15 protein-coding genes and 2 tRNA genes are annotated in these 17492 nt (G+C 64.8%); 9 read left to right on the top strand and 8 right to left on the bottom strand.

All coding sequences use genetic code 11. The features are described from left to right. Positions 1–4 precede the first annotated feature (4 nt). Together dapA and dapF are read right to left on the bottom strand one after the other, a co-directional pair. The gene (dapA, locus tag N3J91_00170) at positions 5–904 is read right to left on the bottom strand and encodes a 4-hydroxy-tetrahydrodipicolinate synthase (GenBank protein ID MCX8154861.1); all 900 of its coding nucleotides are present in this window, start codon (positions 902–904) and stop codon (positions 5–7) included. Positions 905–945: 41 nt separating this feature from the next. Continuing rightward, positions 946–1755: a diaminopimelate epimerase gene (dapF, locus tag N3J91_00175; GenBank protein MCX8154862.1), complete on the bottom strand. Its 810-nt coding sequence runs from the start codon at positions 1753–1755 to the stop codon at positions 946–948. Positions 1756–1846: 91 nt separating this feature from the next. On the opposite strand from dapF, the gene N3J91_00180 reads away from it, so the two are divergent. Then, complete coding sequence (locus tag N3J91_00180) at positions 1847–2398, top strand: DUF4149 domain-containing protein (protein ID MCX8154863.1); 552 nt, start codon at positions 1847–1849, stop codon at positions 2396–2398. 94 nt (positions 2399–2492) lie between these two features. Further along, positions 2493–2585: transfer RNA gene (locus N3J91_00185), tRNA-Ser, on the top strand. 192 nt (positions 2586–2777) lie between these two features. Here N3J91_00185 and N3J91_00190 read toward each other — a convergent pair. The 3 genes from N3J91_00190 to N3J91_00200 form a co-directional block, all read right to left on the bottom strand. After that, positions 2778–3440, bottom strand: a complete 663-nt coding sequence (locus tag N3J91_00190; GenBank protein MCX8154864.1) for a choice-of-anchor C family protein — start codon at positions 3438–3440, stop codon at positions 2778–2780. Between the two features lie 427 nt (positions 3441–3867). Then, the gene (locus N3J91_00195; protein MCX8154865.1) at positions 3868–5625 is read right to left on the bottom strand and encodes a proline--tRNA ligase; all 1758 of its coding nucleotides are present in this window, start codon (positions 5623–5625) and stop codon (positions 3868–3870) included. A 102-nt stretch (positions 5626–5727) separates the two neighbouring features. After that, positions 5728–6483 carry a fumarylacetoacetate hydrolase family protein gene (locus N3J91_00200; protein ID MCX8154866.1) on the bottom strand — a complete coding sequence of 252 codons (756 nt, stop codon included), beginning with the start codon at positions 6481–6483 and terminating at the stop codon, positions 5728–5730. A 210-nt stretch (positions 6484–6693) separates the two neighbouring features. Between N3J91_00200 and N3J91_00205 the strand changes: the two genes are divergently transcribed. From N3J91_00205 to N3J91_00230, 6 genes are all read left to right on the top strand, one after another. After that, positions 6694–8331 carry a glucose-6-phosphate isomerase gene (locus N3J91_00205; GenBank protein ID MCX8154867.1) on the top strand — a complete coding sequence of 546 codons (1638 nt, stop codon included), beginning with the start codon at positions 6694–6696 and terminating at the stop codon, positions 8329–8331. Between the two features lie 70 nt (positions 8332–8401). Continuing rightward, positions 8402–9541, top strand: coding sequence for a glycosyltransferase (locus N3J91_00210; protein MCX8154868.1), 1140 nt, complete (start codon positions 8402–8404; stop codon positions 9539–9541). A 31-nt stretch (positions 9542–9572) separates the two neighbouring features. Further along, entirely contained in the window at positions 9573–11144 is a 1572-nt protein-coding gene (locus N3J91_00215) for an alkaline phosphatase D family protein (GenBank protein ID MCX8154869.1), read from the top strand. A gap of 20 nt (positions 11145–11164) precedes the next feature. Further along, complete coding sequence (locus tag N3J91_00220) at positions 11165–14533, top strand: PD-(D/E)XK nuclease family protein (protein ID MCX8154870.1); 3369 nt, start codon at positions 11165–11167, stop codon at positions 14531–14533. Further along, positions 14530–15435, top strand: a complete 906-nt coding sequence (gluQRS, locus tag N3J91_00225) for a tRNA glutamyl-Q(34) synthetase GluQRS (protein MCX8154871.1) — start codon at positions 14530–14532, stop codon at positions 15433–15435. Before N3J91_00220 ends, gluQRS begins: the two co-directional genes overlap by 4 nt. 175 nt (positions 15436–15610) lie before the next feature. Continuing rightward, positions 15611–15901: a hypothetical protein gene (locus tag N3J91_00230; protein MCX8154872.1), complete on the top strand. Its 291-nt coding sequence runs from the start codon at positions 15611–15613 to the stop codon at positions 15899–15901. On the opposite strand, the gene N3J91_00235 is transcribed toward N3J91_00230, so the two are convergent. The 3 genes from N3J91_00235 to N3J91_00245 form a co-directional block, all read right to left on the bottom strand. After that, a complete protein-coding gene (locus N3J91_00235) occupies positions 15898–16149 on the bottom strand; it encodes a glutaredoxin family protein (protein ID MCX8154873.1) in 252 nt (83 codons plus the stop codon). The genes N3J91_00230 and N3J91_00235 overlap by 4 nt on opposite strands. A 5-nt stretch (positions 16150–16154) precedes the next feature. After that, positions 16155–16520, bottom strand: coding sequence for a cupin domain-containing protein (locus N3J91_00240; GenBank protein ID MCX8154874.1), 366 nt, complete (start codon positions 16518–16520; stop codon positions 16155–16157). Between the two features lie 24 nt (positions 16521–16544). Then, positions 16545–16620: transfer RNA gene (locus tag N3J91_00245), tRNA-Ala, on the bottom strand. Between the two features lie 560 nt (positions 16621–17180). On the opposite strand from N3J91_00245, the gene N3J91_00250 reads away from it, so the two are divergent. Next, positions 17181–17339 (top strand): hypothetical protein, encoded by a 159-nt coding sequence (locus N3J91_00250; protein ID MCX8154875.1) that lies wholly within the window; start codon positions 17181–17183, stop codon positions 17337–17339. The last annotated feature ends 153 nt before the right edge of the window (positions 17340–17492 follow it).

Consider the following 17492-nt stretch of genomic DNA (forward strand, 5'->3'; position numbering starts at 1 on the left):
GGGGTTACCGGGCCAGCAGGCCGCATTTCACCAGGGTTTGCCGGAGGACTTCGCGGTTTTTGGCGCTCAGGCCCACCAGCGGCAGGCGCACCTCCTCCTGGATCAGCCCCAGCATGGCCAGCGCCGTTTTCACCGGCACCGGGTTGGTTTCGATGAACAAATCCTTGAACAAGGGATAATAGCGCTGGTGGAGGAGCTGGGCTTTGAGCAAATCCCCGTTGAGAAAGGCCCGCACCATTTGCGCCACCTGTTTGGGGATGAGATTGGAGGCCACACTGACCACCCCCGCCGCCCCCACCGCCATGAAGGGCAGCGTGAGGGAATCGTCCCCGCTCAGGATCACGAATTCTTTGGGCACCACGGAGCGCAACTGGCTGACGCGGTCCGCATTGCCGCCGGCCTCCTTGATGCCCATGATGTTGGAGCAATCCTGGGCCAGACGGGCGACGGTCTCCACCCCGATTTCCACCCCGCAACGCCCGGGGATGCTGTACAGGATGATGGGCAGGCGGGTGGCTTCGGCCACTTTGCGGAAATGCTGGTACAACCCCTCCTGCGTGGGCTTGTTGTAATAGGGCGCCACCTGCAACGAAGCGTCGGCGCCCCGTTTTTCCGCCTCGCAGGTCAGGTACACGGCCTCCTTGGTGGAATTGGCCCCCGTGCCGGCCACCACCTTCACCTTGCCGCGGGCGTGCTGCACGGCCAGCTCAATGACCTTCAGATGCTCCTCATAATCCAGGGTGGGCGACTCCCCCGTGGTGCCCACCGGCACGATGCCCTCCCCCCCCGCCTTGATTTGCAGGCGGATGAGTTGCGCAAAAGCGGCTTCGTCCACCTTGCCGTTCCGGAAGGGGGTTACCAACGCGGTGTACGTGCCGTAATAAGATTGCTTGAGCAGCGACATAATGTGTCCGTTCAGTCACTATACCCCGGCGCTCCGCCGGATTAAAGCTCTATTGTGCCCTCAAAGACAAAGTCGGCCGGGCCGGTCAGGGTCACGTCGGTGAACTGGCCGTTTTCCTCGCGAAAATCCACCTCCAGCACATCCCCGCCCTGCACGCGCACCTGGATGGGCGGGGGGAAATGATGCAGCCGCGCCGCAATCAGGGCCGAGGCCGTGACGCCCGTGCCGCAGGCCAGGGTCTCGCCCTCGACGCCGCGCTCGTACGTGCGCACGCGGATGCGCCCCGGGCCAAGGGTCTGCACGAAATTGACATTGGTGCCCCGGGGCGCATAGGCGGGGTGATAACGGATTTGCCGCCCCAGCTCACTCACCCGCGCCTGATCCGCATCCGGCACAAAGATCACCGCATGCGGCACGCCGGTGTTGACCGAGTGACACACCACCCGGCCCCCCGGCGTGTCCAGCGCCTGATGCAGTTGCAGCCCCTGCGGCGACGTCAGGCCGATGGTGACCTGCTCGCCCCGGAAACGGGCCGTGATGATCCCCGCCAGCGTTTCAAACGTGAGCGTGCCCTGCGCGCCGGTCAGGCGTTGCACAAATCGCGCGAAACAGCGGGCGCCATTGCCGCACATCTCCGCCACGCTGCCGTCACTGTTCCAAAACTGCCACGCCCAATCCGCGCGGCCGGAGGCGCAGGGCGTCAGCAAAATCACCCCGTCGGCGCCAATCCCCCGCTGCCGATGGCACAGGCGCGCGACGTGCTGGGGCGTCAACTGAATTTCCTGCCGCCGGTTGTCGGCCAGCACGAAATCATTGCCCGCCCCGTTCATCTTCCAAAAGTGCAACCGCATGGCGGGTGAGATAAACCAAGGGCCGCCCCCGTGCAATGCAAAAACCAGTAAAGGTTGAGCCGCGGGCGGAAACGGCGTACACTCCCCGCTTGTGCTGGGCATTTTGAGATTGTTGGGGCTGCTCAATGCGGCCGCCTGGTTGGGCGCTGTGCTGTTTTTTACCATCGCAGTGGCCCCGGCTTTCTTTCAGGACACCATGCTCAACCTTTTTGGGGGCGTGAACGCCCCCTTCAGCCGGGCCCGCGCCGGCCTGGCGGCCATTTATATGATGGAACGCTATTTTGTGTGGCTGCAGGTGTGCGGCGCCATTGCCGTGGTGCAGGCCCTGGCCGAGTCCGCCTACCAGGGCCTGCCATGGCGTCAGGCGCGCAACCTGCTGGCCATGGGACTGCTGGCGTTGTGCCTGGCCGGCGCCTGGGGGGTGCATCCCATCCTCAAGAAATTGCATGCCGCCCGTTACGATCCCCGCGCCAAACCGGAGCAGGTGGAGCTGGCCGCCCGCAGCTTCCGCCTCTGGCATGGCCTCAGCCAGGGCGCCAATCTGCTGCTCGCCGCCGGCCTGGTGGTGTTTTTCTGGAAAACCGCCCACCCCCGGCCCCGCTCGTTGCACACGCCGCCCAACCCATTTCAATACCGCGACTGAATTGAGGCTTGACGCAGCCGCAAGCTGTGCCAGTCTTCTCGCGTGCCCGTGGGCAAGGCCTTTCCGGCCCTGCGCTTTCACGGGCGCCAACGGTGGAGAGGTGACCGAGTGGCCGAAGGTGGCGGTTTGCTAAACCGTTGTACGGTCAAAAGCCGTACCGAGGGTTCGAATCCCTCCCTCTCCGCCATCTTGTTTCTGCCACAATCCCTCCGCCCACCGCGGCCGGTAATCTGCCCTCGCGCTTGCCCTTGCAAGGCGTCCAGTTCCATGCTGCCCGCTGATGTTAATTGATGGGAAGCAGCCCCAGGAAAAAGCGGTCATCTCCTTTTCTCCCGCCGGCTGCCGCCGCGGGGATGGGCTTAAGCAGGGTTTCCGCGTACTATTGCCCAAACAGGTGGGACGGTCTGACACTATAGACTGCTGCCAGAAGGCATAGACTGGTCGCCAGCAACAACTCTCCGTCCGGCTCAGGCACAGGCAATACGGCCACATTATCAAGCAGGGGTCCATAAGCATCGTTTTGCTGGCTTTTGAACCACAGGGTTGCGCTGGAGCCTGAGGCAACAAACTGGAAGCTGATGGGGATCCAGTCCAAGTTATAACGCGTTTGGCCCGCACTGTTCACCTCATAATCATGCTGGAAGGAGTCCACGGACACGCGCACTTGTTTGTACTGGGGTGGGCCCTCCGGATTGCCGGCCAGATTGAAGGTCACGGCATAAGTCATTCCGGGAATGGTGGAAAAAGTTTGCTGGACTCCTCCCGCATCATAACCACTCAAATCCAAGCATCGGTTTCCGTCAAAGGCGTCCCACGGGGGCCCCAACACCTCGACCGAGTGCCCCGTCACTATCCAACCGTTGATGTCAGTGCTCCCTCCGCCCACGAAAACTGCATCACCCACGATCGGAGGGCCTAATTCGAAACTGCCGTTGATAATTGCGCCCCACCCAAAAGGGACGGCGGCCCCTACTAAAGAAATCCATGCCACAAAAAGAAGAGACTTTTTCATAGCATGCTCCTTTCCGTTGATGAACTTCATCGGCCTATTTTGGCAACGAACATGGTTGCTGATCTATGCGGATTACCGATCGGTATACGATAAAAATATTATTATGTTGACACGTCAAGCATTTTTTTGCAGTAATCACATCGTTGGTCATCCCTTCAAGCCCTCCCCCACTTCAACAAAATGGCCACGCTCCGTGGGGCAGAAGATGCAGCGGTTGGCCGAAAGAAATCGATCTTGGCCGCGAAACATCGCCAGGCCGTCTGCGTGCCCTGAGTACCCGAAATCCATGCCTCATGGAGATGGGCAGTAGGGCGAACGAGCCGCTGCTTTTTTTAACCAACTCGCCTGCCCGGCTGCTTTGCTGAGCCTTGGCCAGCCGGAATCATTTACGGGTTTGAGCGGGTGGCGGGGCAGGTCCTCGTCCGGCCCGCTGTCCCCGCCATGCCGCTTCGGCGCTTCAGCCGGCGCTGGCTTTTTCGGCGGCCTGTTGGAGGGCGGCCTGGGCCGCCTGAAGCTGCGCGCACACGGCTTCCACCGCGGCTTCCACCTTCAGGGCCTGCACGGCGCCGCCGCGCGGTTTCAACTCGATTTCCCCTTTGGCCAGCGAGCGTTCGCCCACGCTCAGGCGCAGGGGGATGCCGATGAGATCGGCATCTTTGAATTTCACGCCGGGACGTTCGTCGCGGTCATCCAGCAGCACTTCGACGCCGCGGGCGGCGAGGGCGGCATAGATTTTTTCCGCGGTTTGCATGACGGGGCTGTCCGGCGCCACGGCCAGCGGGGTGATCAACACCTGGTAGGGCGCCACGGAGACAGGCCAGCGGATGCCGTCGGCGTCGTAGCATTGCTCGATGACGGCCTGCAGGGTGCGCGTGACCCCGATGCCGTAACAGCCCATGATGCAGGGATGACGCTGGCCGGCGTCGTCGAGGTAACACGCGCCCAGGCGCTCGCTGTACTTGGTGCCCAGCTTGAAGACGTGGCCCACCTCGATGGCGCGGCGGATTTTGAGCGGCTGGCCGGAGAGGGTGCAGAGTTCGCCGGCCTTGACGGTGCGCAAATCGGCCCAGTGTTTGACCGGGATGTCCCGCTCGAGGTCCACATGGCGCAGGTGGAAGCCGTCTTCATTGGCGCCGGTGGTCATCCCTTTGGCGCCGCGCAGCGCCAGGTCGGCGTAGATGGGGAACCGGCTGACGCCCACGCCGCCGAGGCTGCCGGGATGCGCCCCCAGGGCGGCAAAGACCTCCTCGGGGGTGGCGGGCCGGAATTCGTTGGTGCCCACCACCCCGGTGAACTTGGCCTCATTGAGCTGGTCATCACCCCGCAACAGGATTAGGACAATCTGGCTGGCCACCAGATACACGAGGGTTTTGATCTGGCGCTCGGCGGCCACCCCGTAGGGCGGCTGGCTCAGCGCCTCGATGGTCACCACGCCCGGCGTGGGGAATTTCTCCGGGGCCGCCCCGGTGGACACCGCGGGGGTGGGCGTGAGCGGGCCGCGGCTGGTGGCTTTTTCGATGTTGGCGGCGTAGGCGCCGGTTTCGCAATAGACCACCTCGTTCTCGCCGGTCTCGGCCGGCACCATGAACTCATGGCTGAACTTGCCGCCGATCACGCCGGTGTCGGCCTCCACGGGATAGGCCTGCAGGCCGCAGCGGGCAAAGATGCGGGCGTAGGCCTGGTACATTTTCTGATAGCTGAGCTGCGCCGCCTCGTCGCTCACATCAAAGCTGTAGGCGTCCTTCATGATGAACTCGCGCGCGCGCATCAGGCCGAAGCGCGGGCGGATTTCATCGCGGAACTTGACCTGAATCTGGTAGAAATTTTTGGGCAACTGGCGGTGGGACTGGATTTCCGCGGCGGCCAGCGAGGTGATGACCTCTTCATGGGTGGGGCCGAGCAGCCATTCCTTGTCGGCGCGATCTTTGACCTTGTAAAGCACTTCGCGGGCGGTTTCATAGCGCCCGCTTTGTTTCCAGATGTCGGGCGGCTGCAGGGCGGGCATGAGCACCTCAAGGGCGCCGGCGCGGTCCATTTCCTCGCGCACGATCTGCTCGACCTTGCGCAGGGCGCGCAGACCCAGCGGCAGGAAGGTGTACAGGCCGCCGGCCAGTTTGCGGGCCAGGCCGGCGCGCAACAGCAGTTTATGGGAGGGGATTTCGGCTTCCGCCGGGCTTTCTTTGAGGGTGGGGATGAAGGTTTGAGTCCAACGCATAAGCAATCTAGTGCATCATGTTCCGTGAAACCAGGAGGGCGGGGCGGCGGTACCGCCCGGGCGCGGGGCCGGGGCGGCGTGAGGAGGGCACGCTGCCGCCGCTCATTTGACCGAGTTGACCAGCGGCGCCAGGCCCTGGATGCGCACCTCCAGGCGGTCGCCGGAGGCGATGGGGCCGACGCCCGCCGGGGTGCCGGTTAAAATCACGTCTCCCGGCAGGAGGGTCATGTTGGTGGAGATGAAGCTGACCAGGTGAAAGCAGTTGAAGATGAGCTGGCTGGTGTTGGAGTTCTGCCGCAACTGGCCGTTCTGAAACAATTGGATGTTCAAATCATGCGGATCAATTTTGGTTTCGATGAACGGCCCCAGCGGGGTGAAGGTGTCGAAGGACTTGCACCGGCACCACTGGCTTTCGGAGTTTTGGATGGTGCGATCGCTGATGTCCTGCGCCGCGGTGTAGCCGAAGATGTAGCGGGCCGCGGCGGCCGGGGTGACGTTGCGCACGCGGCGGCCGATGATGATGGCCAGCTCGGCCTCGTAATCGGTGCGATGGTGCGGAAAGGGGATTTCAATTTTGCCGCCATCAGGCAGCAGGGAGGTGGGCGCTTTGAACCAGAACAACGGCTCCTTGGGCAAGGGCTTGCCGGACTCCCGGGCGTGATCGGCATAGTTCAGGCCCACCGCGATGATCTTGGAAGGCACCACCGGCACCAGCGTGCGCACGCCCTTCTGGGGCATGGGCTTCTTGTCAAAGGACGGCGAGCCAAAAACGTCTCCGCGGAGGCGGAACAGTTCGCCATCCACCACTTTGGCGAAGAAAATCTCATCGCCCTTCTGGAATCGGCCTATGGCAGCCATAGTAACTTTAACAGATTAACAAAATAGATTACGTCCCGGCAAGCGCGAAAGAAAACGGGGGGCAAAAGCCGGGCAGATTATGCCCCACCGGCTGCCGCTCCACGCGATGCGCCCCCGCCGCAGCGGGTTTTTTCCCGCCGGCGGGCGGGCGGAGTCGCGCAGATATTTTGTTTTCGCGGGCCTTTTTTTCTGGCAGGCTGGGGGGTGGTTATGAATGGGAAACAAGCAAGTTTGTGGCAGCGTTTTCAGCAGTATTACACGGAATACCCGGAGCTGGGCCTGGCGGTGGACCTGAGCCGCATGGCGTTTTCGCCGGATTTCCTGGTGAAACTGGAGCCCGCCCTGCAGCGGGCCTATCAGGAAATGCAGGCCCTCGAGCAGGGCGCCCTGGCCAATGCGGATGAGCAGCGCATGGTGGGCCATTACTGGCTGCGCGCCCCGCATCTAATCCCCAAAAAACACCGCGCGCTGGCGCGGGAAATCACCCAGACCATCGCCGACATCAAGGCCTTTGCCCGCGACGTGCACGAGGGCCGGGTGGCCGGTGCGCGCGGGCCCTTCAAAAATCTGCTGGTCATCGGCATTGGCGGCTCGGCCCTGGGGCCGCAGTTCCTCGCCCATGCGCTGGGGCATCCGCTGACCGACAAGCTGAATCTGTACTTCTTCGACAACACCGATCCCGACGGCATGGACCGCGTGCTGGCGCCGCTGCTCATGGAGCTGGGGCAGACGTTGTGCCTGGTGATCTCCAAATCCGGCGGCACCAAGGAAACCCGCAACGGCATGGTGGAGGCCGCCGCCGCCTATGCCCGGGCCGGGCTGTGCTTTGGCGCACATGCGGTGGCCATCACGGCGCGCGGCCTGAACAGCCAGTTGGAGAAGCTGGCCCAGGAGGAAAAATGGCTGCGCATCTTCCCCATGTGGGACTGGGTGGGCGGCCGCACCAGTGTCACCTCGGCGGTGGGGCTGCTGCCGGCGGCGTTGCAGGGGCTGGACATTGACGCCCTGCTGGCCGGGGCGCAGGCCTGCGATGAAGTGACCCGCGAGCCCAACACGTCCCGCAATCCCGCCGCGCAACTGGCGGCCATGTGGTACTATGCCGGCCAGGGGCGCGGGGCGCGCGACATGGTGGTGCTGCCGTACAAGGACCGCCTGGAGCTGTTCTCCAAGTATCTGCAGCAGCTCGTCATGGAATCGCTGGGCAAGGAGCTGGATCGCCAGGGCCGGCTCGTCTGCCAGGGGCTGACGGTGTACGGCAACAAAGGCTCCACCGACCAGCACGCCTACGTGCAGCAGTTGCGCGACGGCCTCAACAACTTTTTTGTGACGTTCATTGAGGTGCTGCGCGACCGCCAGGGCGCGAGCATCGCCGTGGAAGGCTCCGCCACCACGGGCGATTTTCTCCAGGGCTTTTTGTTGGGCACGCGCCAGGCGTTGTGGGAAAACGGGCGCGAGTCCATCACCTTGACGCTGCGGGAGGTCTCGCCGTTCACCGTGGGCGTGCTGATTGCCTTGTTTGAGCGGGCGGTGGGCCTGTACGCCTCGCTGGTCAATCTCAACGCCTATCATCAACCCGGGGTGGAGGCCGGCAAAAAGGCGGCCGGGCAGGTGCTGGCCCTGCAGGAAAAGGTGCTGCAACACCTGGCGCGCCGGCCGGGCCGGCCGCAGAAACTGGCCGCGCTGGCCCGCGACTTGCAGGCGGAGGAGCACATCGAAACGCTGTTCAAGATTTGCGAGCACCTGGCGGCCAACCCGGAGCGCGGCGTTAGCAAGCAGGCGGGGCCTTCCCTGCCGGAGACCGCCTACGCCCTGGCCGGCCAGGGCCGCTCGCGCAAGGCCAAGGCTTGACCGGGCGACGGGCGGCCTCGGCTCCGGTGGGGGGACGGAAGCGCATGGTGCGCGGAAAGGTCAAACGGGCATGACGCTGGCGGTGTGGATATTTGCCGGTCTGGCGGGCGTGAGCCTGGGGCTGCTGCTCTGGCAATGGATCGCCGCCTGGCGGTTTCCCCTGCATCAGCGCATTGCCCGGCCCGGCTTTGCCCCGGCGGTCACGCTGTTCAAGCCGCTCAAAGGTTGCGATGCCGAGACGCGCGCCTGTCTGGAGAGCTGGCTCACCCAGGATTACGGCGGCCCGGTGCAGGTGTTGTTTGGGGTGGCGTCCGAACTGGATCCGGTGGTGGCCGTGGTGCGCGAGCTGCTGGCCGCCCATCCCCGGAGCGACGCCCAGCTCATGATCTGCCCGGAATCCCGGGGCGCCAACGCCAAAGTATCCACGCTTCTGCAACTGGCCCCCGCCGCGCGGCATGAGTTGTGGATCATCAGTGATGCCGATGTGCGCGTGCCGCGGGATTTTCTGGCCAACGTGGTGGCGCCTTTTCACATGCGTGAAACGGGGCTGGTGACCTGTTTTTATGCGCTGGCCAATCCCACCACGCTGGCCATGCGCTGCGAGGCGGTGGCGGTGAATGGGGACTTCTGGAGCCAGGTGTTGCAGGCCAACTCGCTGCGCCCGATGCAGTTTGCCCTGGGCGCCGTCATGGCCGTCCGCCGCCGCGCCTTGCAGGAGGCCGGGGGCTTTGAGGCGCTCAAAGATTTGCTGGCCGATGATTACCACCTCGGCCGCCGCGTGGCCGGGCGCGGCTGGCGCATCGAGCTGTGCCCGGTGGTGGTGGGCTGCTGGGAGGCGCCGCAGGGATGGGCGCAGGTCTTCCGGCATCAACTGCGCTGGGCGCGCACCATCCGCGCCTGCCAGCCCGTGCCCTATTTTTTCAGCCTCTTGAGCAACGGCACGCTGTGGCCCGCGCTGATGATGCTCGCCGGCTGGAGTCTGCCCTGGACGGGGGCGGGGTGTTTGCTGATTGCCGTGCGCGCCGCCGCCAGTCTGTGGCTGCAACACCGGCTCACCCGGCAGCGCGGGCATTTGTTCTACGATTTTCTGGTCGTGGTCAAAGACTTCATGCAGGCCGCCGTGTGGCTGCTGGCCTTCACCGGCAACACCATCGAATGGCGCGGACAAAAAGCGCGCGTCACCCGCGACGGACAACTGATTGCCCCTTGACGCTCCCGCCCGGCCAACGCAAGTTAGCCGCATGCAAAGCACCGCCCGCCCGCCTGGTCCCCCCTCCCGCCGCGTGTTTGTTGCGCGTGTCCTGCAAACCGGCGCCTTGGCGCTGGCGGGGCCGGGATTTTTGCGGGCCGCCGCCGGGCCGGCGGTGCTCACCCCGGGGCGCCCCGTCCTCACCCACGGCATCGCCAGCGGCGATGTGACCGCCGACACCGCTGTGATCTGGAGCCGCACCGACCGCCCCGCGCGCATGTACGTGGAATGGAGCACGGTGGAATCCCTCGCCCAAAGCCGCAAGGTGGTGGGGCCGCTGGCGCTCGCCTATTCCGATTTCACCGCCAAGACCCTGCTGACCGGCCTGCCGCCCGGCCAGCGGATTTTTTACCAGGTGCAGTTCGTCACGCCGGAGGGGGCAGCCAGCGAGCCGTTGCGCGGCACGCTGGTCACCGCTCCGCAGGATCGGCGCTCGGTCCGGCTGGCGTGGTCGGGCGACACCTGCGGCCAGGGCTACGGCATTGATGAAACGCGCGGCGGCTTTCTCGCCTACCGCACGCTGTTGCATCTGCGCCCGGACGTGTTCATCCACAGCGGCGACTGGATTTACGCGGACAACCCCCTGGAGCCGCAACGCAAGCTGCCCGGCGGGGGCGTCTGGCGCAATCTCGTGGCCGAGGGCAAGGAAAAGGTGGCTGAAACACTGGACGAATTCCGCGGCAACTACCGCTACAATCTCCTGGACCGTCACTACCGCGCCTTTCACGCCGCCGTGGCCACGCTGGGACAGTGGGATGATCATGAAGTGCGCAACAACTGGTATCCCGGCCAGGTGCTTGATGATAAACGCTACACCGAGAAGGATGTGGACCGGCTCTTCCGCCGCGCCCAGCGGGCGTTTTGGGAATATGTGCCCCTGCGGCCGGATCCGCAGTTGCGGATTTACCGGCACATCCCCCGCGGCCCCTTGTGCGATGTTTTCCTCCTCGACTGCCGCACCTACCGCGGCCCCAACGGCCCCAACCGCCAGACTGAACGCGGGCCGGAGACCGCCTTCCTGGGCGAGGCCCAACTGGAATGGCTCAAGCGCGCCCTGCAGGCCAGCCGCGCCACGTGGAAAATCATCGCCAATGACATGCCCATCGGCATGTTGATTCCCGACACGCGCGGCACGTTTGAAAACTGCTCCAACGGCAACGGCCCCCCGCTGGGGCGGGAGCTGGAGTTTGCCGAATTGTTGTCCTTCATCAAGGCGCAGCGCCTCCGCAACGTGGTGTGGCTCACCGCCGATGTGCACCACGCCATCACCCACCATTACCATCCCGATCGCGCCGTGTTCAAAGACTTCGAGCCGTTTTGGGAATTTGTCAGCGGCCCCCTGCACGCCGGCACCTACGGGCCGGGGCAGTTGGACAACACCTTTGGGCCCCGCGTGGAATGGAACTCCCGCGCCCCGGGCGCGCCGGAGGCCGGGCCGTTCAATGACCAGCAGTTTATTGGCGTGGTGGACATCGAAGGCCCTTCCGGCCGCCTGACCGTCACGCACTACAACCGCGACGGCCAGGCCCTGGCCTCCACCACCCTGGAACCCGAGGCGGCCTGAGGCCCCGCCCCCCTGCTCCCATGAACATCCGTTTCCTCCTCGGCCCGGCAGGCAGCGGCAAAACCTGGCAATGCGTCAAGGAAATCCGGGAGGAGCTGCTCCGCCGCCCGCTTGGCCCGCCCCTGATTTTGCTGGCGCCGCGCCAGGCCACCTTCCAACTGGAACGGCTCCTGCTCGCCGATGGAACCCTCCCGGGCTACACCCGGCTTTCCATACTCTCTTTTGCCCGCCTGGCCGACTATTTGCTGGCGGTTTTGGGCGGCGCCCGCCCCCGCATGTTGAGCGAGGAAGGCCGGGTGATGGTGCTGCGGGCCTTGCTGCAACAACACGAGGATGACTTGAAGATTTTCAAATCCAGCGTCCGCCGGGCCGGTTTCGCGCCCGAACTCAGCCGCTGGCTGCGCGAGCTGCAACAACAGCAGGTGACGCCGGAGTGTCTGGCAAAGGCCGCCCAAGCCCTGGCTCAAAGCCCGGCCCTGGCGGACAAATTGAACGACACCGCCCGCCTGTTCCGGGCCTTCCAACAATGGCTGCAGGACCACGCCCTGGTGGAAGCCGAAGGACTCCTGCCGCTGGCCGCCGCAAGGCTGCGCCAAGCGCACCGCCAGCAGCCGCCCCTGCACATCGCCGGTTTGTGGATGGACGGCTTTGCGGACCTCACGCCGCAGGAGGTGGATTTTTTGGCGGCGCTGGCGCCCCATTGCGCGCAGATGACGCTGGCCTTTTGTGCCGACAAACTGGCGGAAGAAGACCTGCCGCCGCTGCATCCGCAGGCGGTGGTGATGCGCACCGTGCGACGCTGCGCCGAGGCCCTGAGCGCGCTGGTCAACGCGCACCCCAGTTACGCCACCTTGGGCCGCGCCTCCGGCCTCACCCGCTTTGCCGCCTCCCCGGCGCTGGCGCATCTCGAGCGCCACTGGGCCGACTCCCTGCCGCCGGCCTTTCCCGAGGCCACCCCGGCCCTGCGCCTGGTGGCCTGCGCCAACCCGGAGGCCGAGGTGATCTGTGCCGCGCGCGAAATCCTGCAACACGTCAGGCGCGGCGGCCGCTTCCGGGAGCTGGCCGTGCTCACCCGCCGGCTGGATTCGCATGCGGCGTACCTGAAGCGCATCTTCCGCCGCTACGAAATCCCCTTTTTCCTGGATCAACGCGAGCCGATGGCCCATCACCCCCTGGCCGAGCTGACCCGTTATGCCCTCCGCGTCGTGGCCTTCGGCTGGAAAAACGCCGACTGGCTGGGCGCGCTCAAATCCGGTTTGACGCCCATCGCCCCCGAGCAACTCGACGCCCTGGAAAATCTCGTCCTGGAGTTGGGGTTGGACGGCGAACGCTGGCTGAACTCGTGGCAGAATGAGCCTTCCGAGGCGGCCAATTATGAATCCTGGCGCGCCAGGCTGGTGCCGCCCTTCCGCCAACTGCGCGAGACCCTTCGCCGCCATCCGGGCGGCGTCACGGGGGGCGACCTCGCCCGCGGCCTGCGGCAGCTCTACGAGGAGCTGGGAGTGGCGGAAACCCTGCAACGATGGGCGGAACAAACCACCCCCGGGCCGGCAGCCCTGCCTCCCGCCGCACATGCCACCGTCTGGCAGATGGTGGAGCAATGGCTGGAAACCGTGGAGCTGGCCTTGGGGGATCATCGGCTGCCGGTGGCGGAATGGCTGCCCATCCTTGAATCCGGCCTCAGCCAGCTCAGCGTGGGCATCATCCCGCCCGCCATGGACCAGGTGTTGGTGGGGGCGGTGGACCGCTCCCGCCAGCCGGAGATCAAAACGTTGATATTGCTGGGCCTCAATGAGGGCCTCTTTCCCGCGCCGCCGGAGCCGCCCCTCCTGCTCACCGAGGAGGAGCGCACCCAACTGGAGCAGCAAGGGAAGCTGCCCCTGGGGCTGAGCCTCCTGGGCCGGCAGGGCGCCGAGCGGTATCTGGCCTACATCGCCTGCACGCGGGCGGCGTCCCGTCTGGTGGTCACCCGCGCCCAGGCCGGCGCCGAGGGCCAGCCGCTGAATCCCTCGCTCTTTTATCTGCGCCTTCAACAGATGTTTCCCCAAGTCCAGGAAGAGCGCTTCACCGGCGAGGTGGAACCCCGGCACAGTCTGCATGCCTCCGAATTGCTGCCCGCCCTCCTGGCCGGGCGGGACTGGCCGGAGGCTCATCGGGACATCATCCCGGCGCCGCTGGAACAGCTCAAACATTATGCCCCGGATGAATGGCTCGGCCCCGCCATGCTCGAGCAGCTTTTCGGCCACACGCTGACCACCAGCATCAGCGCGCTGGAAACTTATGCCGCCTGCCCCTTCCGCTATTTCGTGGAGCGCATCCTCCGGGCCGGCGAGCGGCCCCTGTTTGCCATGGACGACATGCAGCGCGGCTCCTTCCTCCATGAAGTCCTGGCCCATTTCCACCACGCCGTTTGTCAGGCGGAAAAACAATGGCGCGATTTGTCGCCCGCGGAAGCCGGGGAGTTGCTGCGAAAGGTGGCGCAGGAGGTGGCGGATCAGTTTAATTATGGCCTCATGCAGGCCGGTGTGCGCCATCAATTTCTGCGGGATTCCCTGGTGGAGCGCCTGGAGGCCTACGTGGCCCAGGCGGTCAGGTGGATGAGCGTTTATCAGTTGAATCCCTTCCGGGTGGAGCTGGCCTTCGGCATGCCCGAGGACGCCTCAGACAAGGCGGCTCTGCCCGCCTGGGAGCTGCCCCTCGAGGGCAACAAAACCCTGCGCTTGATGGGGCGCATTGACCGCGTGGATATTTATAAGCCGTCCGATGGCTCGCCGCCTCTGGCAGTGGTGCTGGATTACAAATCACGCGAAAAACAGATGGAAGATTTGCGGCTGCATCACGGGCTCGATTTGCAGCTCCTCGCCTACTTGAACGTGGTGCATCTCATGCCCGAAATGGCCGGCGCGGCGGGCGTGAACGCGCTGCAACCGTTGGGCGCCTTTTACGTCAGCATGCTGGCCAGCCCGAAACCCGCCAGCAATCGGGCCAAGGCCCTGAAAGAAAAGATGGCCGAGGGCCCGGCTTTTCCGCACCACGGCCGCTTCGATGCAGCTCACTGGCGGCTCCTCAACGCCAAGCCTGAGCAGAACGGCCAATGCTCCGGGCCGGTGCGTTTCCAATTTAAAAACGGTGGCCCCTCCGGCAAGGCTGTCATGGACTCATTGGCTTTCCAGGCCTTGTTGGAGCAAAACCTGCAGCACCTGCGCAACTTTGGCTCCCGCATTTTGAAGGGGGACATGCGGGTGGACCCCTGCGTCATCAAAGACACCTCGGCTTGTGATTACTGTCCCTGCAGCGCGGTGTGCCGCATTGATCCTTGGCGGCATGCATTCCGGCGGCTCGCCGCCCCACCCAAGGCTGGCCAGACCGCTAACACAACGCCAGCATGAGCGGCGGGCTTCCTTATCGCGGACGACTGGCACCCTCGCCCACCGGTTACCTGCACCTGGGCCATGCGCGCACCTTTTGGGTGGCCTGGTGGCGCGCCCGCCAGCGCGGCGGGATCCTTGTCTTGCGCAACGAAGATTTGGACCGCGATCGCTGCCGCCCCCCGTTTGTCACCGCCATGCTCGAGGACTTGCGCTGGCTGGGCCTGGACTGGCAGGAAGGACCCGACTGCGGCGGGCCGCATGCGCCCTATGACCAGAGCCGCCGCCAAACCGCCTACGTCGCCGTGTTTGAACAATTGCGCGCCACCGGCCTGATCTACCCCTGCACCTGCTCGCGCAAGGAGGTCCTGCAGGCCCTGGGCGCCCCCCATGCCGGCGAGGAAGAACCCGTGTACCCCGGCACCTGCCGGCCGGAAAACCGCCCCGAGCCGATCCTCCTCGCCCGCCCCGCCCAGCTCCGGCACCGCGACGCCCGGGGCCGCCGCGTCAACTGGCGTTTCCGGGTCCCGGACGGCGAGCGCCTGGATTTTGTGGACGGCGCCGCCGGGCCGCAAAGCTTTGTGGCCGGCCGCGATTTTGGGGACTTTGTCGTGTGGCGGCATGATGATCTGCCATCTTACCAGCTTGCCGTCGTGGCAGACGATCATGCCATGCGCATCACCGAGGTCGTGCGCGGCGCCGACCTCCTCCTCTCCACCGCCCGCCAGCTCCTCTTGTACCGGGCGCTGGGTTGGCCACCGCCCGCCTTCTTCCATGTCCCCCTCATGACCGACGCGCAAGGCCGGCGTCTGGCCAAACGGCACGATGCCCTGAGCCTGCGCGCCCTCCGCGCCGCGGGGGCCGCACCCGCCGCGTGGCACGAAGAATGGGCCGCCTGGCTGCAGCAGGCCCTTCCGGCGTGAGTCCGGCCAATCCTCCACCCCGCCGGACAACCGGCCCCCTGGGAAGGCTTCGCTGCCCCTCCGGCAACCGCCCCGCGCCCGGCGCGATGCCAAACTGATGCCTGCCCCCGCCAGGTTTGCCTTCATGCGCATGTCTGCACTTGCGGGAGCCGCCCGGCTGAAGCATCATAGGGCCATGGGTCTACCCCAACATCCGGTCACACTGACTCCGGAACAAATTGCGGATTTGAATCAGAAGCTTTCAGCCATGCGGCACAGCATCAACAATCATCTGGCGTTGTTTGCCGCCGCGGGCGAAATCTTGCAAATCAAGCCGGAGTCCGCGGGCCGGGTGGCCGGTTACCTGCAGGAGCGGCCCGCGCAAATCAGCCAGGAAATCCGGCGGTTTTCCGATGAATTCGAGCGGGTCTTCGGCATCACCCGCGAGCCTGAACGCGAGGCCGACGGAAAGCAGGCCCAATCTTAATCCCATCCCTGCTGCCGCCACCACTGCTCCAGTTGCCCGGTGTCAAAATCGGCCAGCACCCGGCCATCCACTTCAATCACCGGCGCCAGCGTCTGCCCGCTGAGCGCATACATCTGGGCGCGGTATTCGGGATGCCCAATCACATCCAGCGCCTCGTACGGCAGTCCCCGCGCCTTCAGCCAGGCCTCCGCCTGATGACACCACGGACAATATGGTTTGATAAACAAGCGAATCGTGCGGGGACGCATGGGCTTCAGCTCTCCGTCAAAAAGGTGTCCGCGTGCTCATACGCGGGCGCGCAACAACACAACAACCGCAGCCGCTCCCGGCCGGTATTCCACAACTTGTGCCGCCGCCCCGGCGGAATGGCAATTGCATCCCCGGCCTGCACCCGCCGCTCCTCCCCCTCGATGCGCATCCGGCCCTCGCCCTCCAGAATCAAATAGATCTCCTCCGTCCGGGCGTGGTAATGCTCCACCGTCGCGCCGCCCACCGGCAAACACGCCTCCGCCAGGCTTTGGTTTTGCAGCGATGAATTCCGCGGCGAGAGCGCCTCACGAATCTCAGAGCCGTCTTTGGTGATGAATACCGGCTGGGCGTGGAGATTGACAACTTCCATAATCAGGCGGGCGGCCCTGGGGACTGGTGGAGCCGAGGGGAGTCGAACCCCTGACCTTCTCATTGCGAACGAGACGCTCTACCAACTGAGCTACGACCCCACGTATGTCGTCCACGGGCGCCCTCCGGCGCAACAACCCTTTAACTATGCCTCCCCCTCGCCGCTTGGCAAGCCCCTTTTCACACCGCCGGGCAAAGCCTGCCAACCGTGCCCCCGTAATGCAACCCAACGGCAGGAGCCCCCGCCGTAATAACGAGCTGCTCCATGCTCCACTGGCGGAATTGGAGTGGCGAATGGAACGCAGGCTGAACGCAATCGCACCGTCCCCCCCGCGGCGGTGGGGAAAACGATTTGCGTTCACGGTGCCAAACAACCGCGTGGAAACTCTCTACCAAAACGGAAAATGCAGAGGGGGAAATGCAAAATGCAAAGTGCAAAATGCAAAGTGCAAGGTGCAAAATGAAAAATGCAAAGCGGGAGAGTCGCAAGCGAAGGTGCAAAACGGTAGGCATCAGTCCTGATGGTTAATCCCTGCCGGATTGATATGGCTTCGGGGGGGACGAAGCCTGTTTGATGAAGTGAACACTTAGGAGACCTGCCGCGGGGGGCACTTAGAGCGAGCTGGTCGATTGGGGCTGGACGGTCGCCAACATTCCCGTGATGGCGTTGAAACCTGAGCAGCTCTGGGAATACGACCCTTACACCCCCAGCTACTACCTTGACTGGCACCGTGACCTCCCGCCCGAAATCACGGCGGTCGTCCACCAGGCGGCGGCAGCCATTGCGGCTAAAGGGTCGGCAACCTCGGCGTCCAGGTGAGCGCCTTGGCCACGTCAAGTTCCAGCCAGTTCAGGTAACGCTGCTCTTGACGAAGCCAAAGAGCCGTCGTCCGCGATCACCCCGGCCTAATCCCATCTGCTCAGTTGAGCAAGAAGCGATCGCCGGGTTTTGCCTGGCATGGGCAACCCAGGT

The sequence above is a fragment of the Verrucomicrobiia bacterium genome, from assembly GCA_026414565.1.
Classification (GTDB): domain Bacteria; phylum Verrucomicrobiota; class Verrucomicrobiia; order Limisphaerales; family Fontisphaeraceae; genus Fontisphaera.

What these genes read in the sequence shown, in the direction of transcription:
- dapF (MCX8154862.1), bottom strand. Translation starts at nt 1,755, where the DNA reads ATGCGGTTGCACTTTTGGAAGATGAACGGGGCGGGCAATGATTTCGTG.
- N3J91_00200 (MCX8154866.1), bottom strand. Translation starts at nt 6,483, where the DNA reads ATGGCTGCCATAGGCCGATTCCAGAAGGGCGATGAGATTTTCTTCGCC.
- N3J91_00250 (MCX8154875.1), top strand. Translation starts at nt 17,181, where the DNA reads ATGGCGTTGAAACCTGAGCAGCTCTGGGAATACGACCCTTACACCCCC.
- gluQRS (MCX8154871.1), top strand. Translation starts at nt 14,530, where the DNA reads ATGAGCGGCGGGCTTCCTTATCGCGGACGACTGGCACCCTCGCCCACC.
- N3J91_00205 (MCX8154867.1), top strand. Translation starts at nt 6,694, where the DNA reads ATGAATGGGAAACAAGCAAGTTTGTGGCAGCGTTTTCAGCAGTATTAC.
- dapA (MCX8154861.1), bottom strand. Translation starts at nt 904, where the DNA reads ATGTCGCTGCTCAAGCAATCTTATTACGGCACGTACACCGCGTTGGTA.
- N3J91_00215 (MCX8154869.1), top strand. Translation starts at nt 9,573, where the DNA reads ATGCAAAGCACCGCCCGCCCGCCTGGTCCCCCCTCCCGCCGCGTGTTT.
- N3J91_00230 (MCX8154872.1), top strand. Translation starts at nt 15,611, where the DNA reads ATGGGTCTACCCCAACATCCGGTCACACTGACTCCGGAACAAATTGCG.
- N3J91_00210 (MCX8154868.1), top strand. Translation starts at nt 8,402, where the DNA reads ATGACGCTGGCGGTGTGGATATTTGCCGGTCTGGCGGGCGTGAGCCTG.
- N3J91_00220 (MCX8154870.1), top strand. Translation starts at nt 11,165, where the DNA reads ATGAACATCCGTTTCCTCCTCGGCCCGGCAGGCAGCGGCAAAACCTGG.
- N3J91_00240 (MCX8154874.1), bottom strand. Translation starts at nt 16,520, where the DNA reads ATGGAAGTTGTCAATCTCCACGCCCAGCCGGTATTCATCACCAAAGAC.
- N3J91_00190 (MCX8154864.1), bottom strand. Translation starts at nt 3,440, where the DNA reads ATGAAGTTCATCAACGGAAAGGAGCATGCTATGAAAAAGTCTCTTCTT.
- N3J91_00235 (MCX8154873.1), bottom strand. Translation starts at nt 16,149, where the DNA reads ATGCGTCCCCGCACGATTCGCTTGTTTATCAAACCATATTGTCCGTGG.
- N3J91_00195 (MCX8154865.1), bottom strand. Translation starts at nt 5,625, where the DNA reads ATGCGTTGGACTCAAACCTTCATCCCCACCCTCAAAGAAAGCCCGGCG.